This window comes from Streptomyces sp. AV19 (assembly GCF_015999245.1).
Classification (GTDB): domain Bacteria; phylum Actinomycetota; class Actinomycetes; order Streptomycetales; family Streptomycetaceae; genus Streptomyces.
This window is the reverse complement of the sequence record NZ_JAEAMR010000098.1, coordinates 1-5,855: the sequence shown is the minus strand read 5'-3', so window position 1 is coordinate 5,855 and position 5,855 is coordinate 1. Positions and strand designations below refer to the sequence as shown.

The following is a 5,855-nucleotide window of genomic DNA, read 5'->3' as shown; positions in this document are numbered from 1 at the left end:
CAGCCACACCAAGATCATCTCACCCGTGACCAGCAGTTACGGGACAACCCTTAGTAGGAGGCTGGCGGACGGAAGTATGCGGGCAGGCAGTCGGGTGGACTCCCGTCGGCCAGGGAAACCAGGACGTGAACTCCGGTGTAGAGGACGAGGGCCGCGTTCGTGGCGCCGAGGACCGCCAGCAGCCGCATCACGGGTCGCACGGCAGACGGGAACGCGCTCACGCCGTGCTCGACCCAGGTCTCCCCGTCGGCGTTCCGCAGGAGGCGCAGGGCGCTGAGCGTACCGACGAACAGTCCGGAGGCCGACATCTGATAGAGCGGGAACTGGTACCAGTGAGCGCTCCACAGGGTCGCCCCGGGAACGGCCCGGGTCCACACCGTGACGCCGATGAAGGTGATCAGCGGTTCCGTCGCGTCGAAGAGCACGGCCAGCAGGAAACCGGTGAGAACGAGGCGGAGTCGGTTCATAGCCGGCCTGCGGTCGGCGATCAGCCGCATGACCGCCGAACAGCCCACGGTGGCCAGGAGGACGGACAGCGAGATGCTCAGGGTCACGAGCGGCAGCTCCGCCTCCCGGTGCGCGCCCTCCCCCTGCCATCCGGGCATGTAGGGGCCCCACGAGGAAACCGCTCCGAGGACGTTCGTGTTCGCGGCGAGAACGGGGTGCACCCAATTGAGGAAGGGGCTCTGCCAGGAGGCCAGGAGCAGGGACACGAAGAGCAGCGCGTCGAAGTCCAGCCCCCTCGCACGGCATCTCCGGAAGAGGAACACCCCCAGCAGAAGCGTTCCGGCGACCGATGCCAGAGGCAGCACCACGTCGACAACTCGTTCCGGTCTCCCTTCCCCGGCCGCTCCGGTGCTCGCCAGGCGATATCCGCCGTCCACGGCCCAGGAGGTCAGGACATACGCCTCGAGCCCGAGCAGGAAGGCGCCGAGCGCGGACCACGCCGACACGGGCACGGCGAAACGGCGGAAACCGGTCCGAGCAGCGGTGTCCGTACGGCTGACGCCTGGGGGGCCATATGTGTTCACGCAGGAGCCTCTTCGATCGGGCGGGGAAACGGAAATGGAGAGGGGAGGGCCGGGCGCAATGTCGGCAGAATCTAACGACGGCACGCAATGCGGTCGCCACCCCTGTAGGCCCCAGCGCCCTCCGGCCGAAGGGCGGGGAGCATTCCGGTGGAACGCCGTGGCTCCGGGCGTCCGTTCCGGGGAAAACGGCACGGCAGCGCCGGAATCATGGCGGGCCCGTCCGGGAATCCCCGGACACCTCCCGTCGAAGCGGCCCGGTGAGCGAAAGAGGGCAGGTGTACCGGGTGTCACGGGAGACCGTCAGCCTGGAAAACCGGAGGAATCAGAAACGGCTGCCGGACCGGCTGTCGTCCCCCGACCGCGGGCGTGCGGGCCCCACTTGTCACCCTGCCGCCCGCGCCCGGCCGGCTCTCTTACCTTCGAATTCCCTTCGAACGGCGTTGAAGGATTTGTCGGGTGCGTTGTCCGCACTGCTGGCGGCCGTGCTCGTCGGCCGGGTCATGAGGGCCTTCCGGGGACGCTTCTCCACCGGGACTTCCGTGCTCCTGGACCGTCACGATCCAGTGCCTGGAGTGTCCAGGACCCAGGGGAGAGGTTCCCAATATTCAAGGGGCCCCCGAATCCTGTCGCGGCTGCCGGCTGGTTATCCGACGACCGCTCCCCAGACGGCCACGGCGGCGGCCACCAGCCCCATGAGCAAAGGAACAACGGCCTGGTAGAGCCGCGTCTTCCGATCCCCCTCCCGGCGCTCCACCTCGGCGAGTTGGTAGCGCTCGAACTGGCGCTTCAGAGCGGAGCGCGCCTCGCACTCCTTCTGGAGGTCCCGGTCGAGGGCAGCGATGCACTGCTCAGCGTGGGTCATCTGCAAGGTGTGTACATCGGAGGAGACCAACCGGTCCAGCCGGGAGTTGATCCCCGCCAAACCTTCGTGGAACTCCCGCCGCATCGCCTCGACGATGCGTCCGAGCTCCCCGACGGACAGGGCGTCTGCGTCACCCATGGAAGACTCCTCGCTCTTCACTGACCGGGCACTCGCCCGGCGGGCAGGCCACCGGTCACGGGCGCGGGCCTTCGGGAGAACGGCCCCGGGAGCGATCTCCGGAACCGTTCCCGAGTCCGCCCTCGCCCGCACTCCCGGCGTGCTCCCCGGCGCATTTCACCGAGGAGAGGTGACGAACCAGCCACGGCGTCCCAGCGGCCAGCCCGGTCGCCCCGGCCTCGGCCTCACCCGCCCGCAACTCCGGTTCCCCGCCGGTGATGTCGGCCGGGGACGCCTGTGCCGCGTCGCGGGCGGCGATCGCGGCCTCTGCAGCTGCGTTGGCGAGGGCCTGGGCCTCGCCCGACGCCTGCCGGCTGCGCAGAGCGATCGTCCGTGCGTTCTCGGCCGCCTGCTCGGCCGCCTCGACCCGCACGGCCGCGGCAGCCGTGGCGATCGGCCCCGCCTGAGCACCTGCCACGGCGGCGGCAGCGGACTCCTCCGCCGCCCGTGCAGCGGACTCCCTGGCCGCGGATTCCGACTCCGCAGTCCGGACCGCCTCGGCGGCCACCCACGCGCGGGACGCCGCAGCTTCCGCGGCGTCGGCCGCGCTCGCCAGGACCGTCGCGATCTCCGTGCCGGCCGCCGCCGGGTCAGCCCCCACCTCCCCGGCGGCCGCGCGTGTCGCAGCCGCGACGGCCCTCGCCCGTCTCGCCGCGCTGAAGGCACGCTCGGCGGGGGCTTGCGAGGCCCCGACCGCACATTCTGCCCCGAGCGGCGTTCCGTTGCCGTCGGCCGGGTTCGGCGCTCCGCTTCCGCCGCCGTCACCGGGGAGGGCACCGGTACCGGCCGGTGGCACGGGCACGGACGGCACTCGGCCGTGGTCACCACAGTGGCAATGGGTCATCGAGCACTCACTTTCTCGGATCCGATGTCGGACTGGCGAAAGGGACCGGCCGCAAAGCCGCCGGGGGCATGCGCCGAGCGGGGCAGAGGTACGGCTGCGCGCACCAACTGGGCCCGGACGGCCGGTTCCACCGGTCACGCCCGCCCGGCCATCGTTCCCCGCCCGGACCGCGCCGACGCCGGACGACCGACCTGTCAGGGGAAGACCCCCGGTTCTGCATGGGCCCACGGGGGTTCCAGGCGCTCGTTCCGGTCTGACACGGTGCTCGCAGATCCGGACGTCCCGCGGTCCGCCGCCGAGCGGGGGCCGGGCCGTAACCGGCCCATCCATCAGTCGGAGAAGAGGGCCCGCCCCATGACGGAACGTACACAACGACCGCGCAGGACAGCACTGGTGACCGGGGCCTCGGCCGGCATCGGCAGGGCCATCGCCCGGCACCTGGCCGCAGACGGCATGCGGGTGGCCGTGCACTACCGGCAGCGGAGGGAGGCGGCACAGGAGACGGTCGCAGCCATCGAGGCGGCCGGCGGCCGGGCCTTCGCCCTGGGCGCCGACCTCACGGCGGACCGCGCCATCGACGCGCTCTTCAGCGCCCTGGAAGCCGCACTCGACGGCGGTCGGCTCGACGTCCTGGTGAACAATGCCGGTGTGGCGTCCGACCGCGAAGACCCCACCGTCACACGGAGGGACGGCTTTGTGGCCGGCATCTCCGATGTCACTCCGGAGGAGTTCGACGAACTCTTCGCCCTCAACGTGCGAGCACCGTTCTTCGTCACCCAGCGCGCTCTGCCTCTCCTCGCCGACGGAGCGCGCATCATCAACATCTCATCGGTCGCCACACGCATTGCCTGGCCGTTGCTGCCCTACGCGATGAGCAAAGGGGCCCTTGAGATGATGGCGCCCCGCCTCGCCCAGCAACTCGGCGCCCGCGGCATCACCGTGAACACGGTCGCGCCCGGCATCACCGACACGGAAATGAACAACTGGGTGCACGAGACGCCCGGCGCCGAGGAGGCCATCTCCGAAATGACGGCCCTACGGCGACTCGGTCGCCCGGATGACATCTCCGCGGTGGTGTCGTACCTCGCCTCGGACGAGGCGCGCTGGGTCACCGGGCAACTCGTCGACGCCAGCGGCGGCATGTGCCTGGCCCCGGGCGGAATGTAGCGGAATGCAGAGGTGGGCCCTCAGTCCGGCGCATGCTCCAGGCGGGCCACCATCCTGCTCAGTCCCGGTGCGAAACGGCTCAGCAGACGTGCGATGTGCGCCTCCGGCGTGACCACCGTCACCGGCCTGTCCCGGACGACCGCCCGCAGGACGGCACGCGCCACCTTCTCGGGCGGGTAGACACCCCCGCCCGGAGAACGGCTGAACCGCTCCCGCAGCCGCCCCTGTCCCTCGTCCGACACTCCTGCGAAGCGCATCGACGTGGTGAACGACGTGCTCACGAACCCCGGGCATACCGCACTCACCCCGACCCGGTGCTCCCGGAACTCCGCCCGCAGGCATTCGGTCAGCATGAGCACGGCCGCCTTGCTCGTCGCGTAGACCGGAAGGATGCGGGACGGCTGGAACGCCGCGGCCGACGCGATGGTGACGATGTGCCCGCCGAGGCCGCGGTCCGCCATCTGCCGCCCGAAGAACCGGCAACCATGCACAACCCCCCAGAGGTTGACGTCCAGCGTGCGCCGCCAGTCGTCGAGGGACGTGTCGAGAAACCTTCCCGACATGCCGACCCCGGCATTGTTCACCAGCACGTCGACCGCGCCGCGGGAACCGGCGACCCGGTCGCCGAGCCGCTCCATGGCGCTCGCGTCGGAGACGTCGACGGCCTCGGCCCACGCCGCGCGGGCCCCGAGGGCGAGAGCCCGGCGCGCGGTGCTCGCGGCCGCCCCCGCGTCACGGTCCACACAGATCACCTCAGCGCCCGCCGCGGCGAAGGCATGGGTCGTCGCGCGCCCGATGCCGCGGCCGGCACCGGTGATCAGAACGAGCCGTCCACGAAACCGCTCCTTGTACGTTCGGGGCGTATGGGCCTTCGCGTGCCTCCGGGGCTTCTGCCGTTTCCCCGGCGAATTCCCCACGGCATCACGTCCTTTCACCGCGGATCACCTCCTGATCCCTGTGTATGTGGCAAACGCGCCACTGGCCTGTGAAAGGCACGATCATGGTCCGGACGCGCTGTGAGAACCCTTGTTCTCCGACATCGCGGAATCGCCGTACCAGTGGGGTGCTCAGGGGTTCCTGCGCGGAATTCCCGTTTGTAGGCTCCTCGCTGACCTGCGGCCGCCTCAACCCTTACTCCTCCCGGAGCGCCAAGGAGATGCCTCAATGACCAACGAGGAAAAGCTTCGCAACTACCTCAGGCGGGTCACTGCCGATCTCCTCCAGGTGCGCCGCCGACTCGAGGAAGTGGAATCCGGCGAACAAGAACCCATCGCCATCGTGGGAATGGCGTGCCGTCTCCCGGGAGGTGCCCGGTCGCCGGAAGAGTACTGGGCCCTCCTCGCCGAGGGCCGGGACGCGGTGTCGGACTTCCCCATGGACCGGGGTTGGGACGCCGACCGGCTGTTCGGCCCGGGCGACACCACCGGGACCTCGTCCACCCGAGAAGGCGGATTCCTCTACGACGCGGCCGAATTCGACGCGGAATTCTTCGGTATCGGTCCGCGTGAGGCGCTGGCGATGGACCCGCAGCAGCGGTTGATGCTGGAGGCGTCCTGGGAGGCACTGGAACGGTCGGGGATCGAACCCCGGTCGTTGCGCGGCAGCAGCACCGGTGTGTTCGCCGGGGTGATGTACCAGGACTACGCCGCACGTCTCCTCGATGTCCCGGAGGAACTGGAGGGGCATCTCGGCAACGGGAATGCCGGGAGTGTGCTGTCCGGGCGGGTCTCGTACACGTTCGGTTTTGAGGGGCCGGCGGTGACGGTGGATACGG

General features: G+C 70.2%; 5 protein-coding genes and 1 pseudogene. 2 read left to right on the top strand and 4 right to left on the bottom strand.

Annotation, left to right across the window (positions count from 1 at the left end; genetic code table 11):
* Positions 1-50: 50 nt before the first annotated feature.
* The 3 genes from I5Q34_RS33770 to I5Q34_RS33760 form a co-directional block, all read right to left on the bottom strand.
* Positions 51-953, bottom strand: coding sequence for a spirocyclase AveC family protein (locus I5Q34_RS33770; protein WP_277965441.1), 903 nt, complete (start codon positions 951-953; stop codon positions 51-53).
* Positions 954-1,674: 721 nt separating this feature from the next.
* The gene (locus tag I5Q34_RS33765; protein WP_199896317.1) at positions 1,675-2,031 is read right to left on the bottom strand and encodes a hypothetical protein; all 357 of its coding nucleotides are present in this window, start codon (positions 2,029-2,031) and stop codon (positions 1,675-1,677) included.
* 55 nt (positions 2,032-2,086) lie between these two features.
* Entirely contained in the window at positions 2,087-2,671 is a 585-nt protein-coding gene (locus I5Q34_RS33760) for a hypothetical protein (RefSeq protein ID WP_199896316.1), read from the bottom strand.
* Between the two features lie 597 nt (positions 2,672-3,268).
* Here I5Q34_RS33760 and I5Q34_RS33755 point away from each other — a divergent pair.
* A complete protein-coding gene (locus I5Q34_RS33755) occupies positions 3,269-4,081 on the top strand; it encodes an SDR family oxidoreductase (protein ID WP_199896315.1) in 813 nt (270 codons plus the stop codon).
* A gap of 20 nt (positions 4,082-4,101) precedes the next feature.
* Here the strand turns inward: I5Q34_RS33755 and I5Q34_RS33750 are convergent.
* Positions 4,102-4,989: pseudogene (locus I5Q34_RS33750) on the bottom strand (SDR family NAD(P)-dependent oxidoreductase); the annotation flags it as partial.
* A 256-nt stretch (positions 4,990-5,245) separates the two neighbouring features.
* Here I5Q34_RS33750 and I5Q34_RS33745 point away from each other — a divergent pair.
* The coding region (locus I5Q34_RS33745; RefSeq protein ID WP_199896313.1) for a beta-ketoacyl synthase N-terminal-like domain-containing protein at positions 5,246-5,855 on the top strand (610 nt) is incomplete at its 3' end.